Genomic DNA, 1674 nt, shown 5'->3' with positions numbered 1-1674 from the left:
TACATACCCTGAATACCATCCAAATGAAGGCAATAGCACATTCAGGGCCGATATCGATGTCTCTACATGTGGAGAAATATCACCCCTTAAAGCGCTTAATTATCTCATTCATTCCTTCGATACCGACATTATCACGATCGATTACCGAGTAAGAGGATTTACGAGAGATAAAGATGGGCGGAAATTGTTCATTGACCATGATATTAATTCCATTCAAAACTATATTCCTGATGAAGTAAAAGGTTTATATGACATGATCGATGTAAATGTATACCAGGAAAATATATTCCATACGAAATGTAAGCTGAAAAGGTTCGATATTAATAATTATTTATTCGGTTATACAGAGGAAAAGCTGAATAAAGAGGAAAGGCAGGAAATTATAGAAAGGCTTCAAACGGAAATGGATGAAATTTTTTATGGTGCCAATGTTCCGCATCCAATAGTAAAAAACAAGCATGCCGATTAAGGGATGCTTGTTTTTATTGAAAAGTTAATTTAAATGGAAAGCCTGAACCAATACATAGCCGAGGCAACTCAATAATATAGAGCCGACCAGTCCAGCAATAAAAGGTTTACCGCCATATTTCCTAAAAGTTACAAGATCAATATTCAATCCTAGTCCCGCCATCGCCATTGCCATGAGGATATAGGAAAGCATAACAAGCTTTTCGGCTAAAGGTTCAGGAACTGCACCTGAAGAATAAATGGCACTCATCAATAAAAAACCAAAAATGAACCACGGTATCTGAATGGATTTCCAGGAAAATTTCTTTCCGGTAACCGTTGATCGTTCTTTCCAATTCATGATGAATCCAATTAAAATGGCAACGGGAATGAGCAGGGCCACCCTAGTCAATTTGACCACCACTGCCAAGTCGACAGCCTCATTTCCCCCTGGTGCCGCAGCAGCGATGACGTGAGCAATTTCATGGAGTGTTGCACCCGAAAAAACACCATATCCTTGATTGGATAACTCCAATAATGGATATAGGATCGTATATCCGAAAGTGAAGGTTGTACCTAATACAGCAACCGTCGTTACAGCTATTGCTGTATCTTTTTCTTTTGCTTTTATTTGGGAGGAAATTGCCAGTATGGCAGCAGCTCCACAAATTCCCGTTCCGCAAGCTGTCAATATGCCAAGCTTTTTCTCAACATTAAATAGGCGGGTCAATCCATAAACTACTAATATACCAAATGCAAGACTAATGGCACCAACTGCAAATGTTTTCGGACCGGCATAAATAATATCCTTTAGGTTCAAGCGCATACCCAATAAGATAATGCCCACTCTCAAAAGGACTTTACTTGAATAATTTGTCCCTGCAACGGCGTAAGCCGGGACACCGATTAGCGATTTCCAAACAACACCAATCAGTATTGCAATGACTAGCTGTCCCATTATATGAAGGAATGGAAGCACCGCTAAGTATTTTGCTGCAATGGCAATTAGCAAAGTCAATGCTATTCCTTTTGTAAATCCGAGTTTTCTAGTTTCAACTTTTATTTGTTCCAGTGTGATCACTCCATCTATGTTGATGCTTTAACTTTAAAACTAAATTAAAAATAAGTGAAATATATTTTTGCTATTTCAATGATTACTTCTACTTATGATAAAATGAAACGCATAGAGAAATAGGGAGGTAACAATGGATCCGTTAAAAGTATTCG

General features: G+C 38.2%; 1 protein-coding gene and 1 pseudogene. One reads left to right on the top strand and one right to left on the bottom strand.

Annotated elements, in window-relative coordinates:
• Positions 1-469 (top strand): annotated as a pseudogene (locus tag AC1DVB_RS27065) (adenosylmethionine decarboxylase); the annotation flags it as partial.
• Positions 470-493: 24 nt separating this feature from the next.
• On the opposite strand, the gene AC1DVB_RS27060 reads toward AC1DVB_RS27065, so the two are convergent.
• Entirely contained in the window at positions 494-1519 is a 1026-nt protein-coding gene (locus tag AC1DVB_RS27060) for a YeiH family protein (protein WP_477591920.1), read from the bottom strand.
• Positions 1520-1674: the final 155 nt, after the last annotated feature.

The sequence above is a fragment of the Peribacillus sp. P4_D6 genome (genome assembly GCF_056401795.1).
Note: the sequence above shows the minus strand (reverse complement) of the source record. Positions and strands in the feature narration are given on the sequence as shown.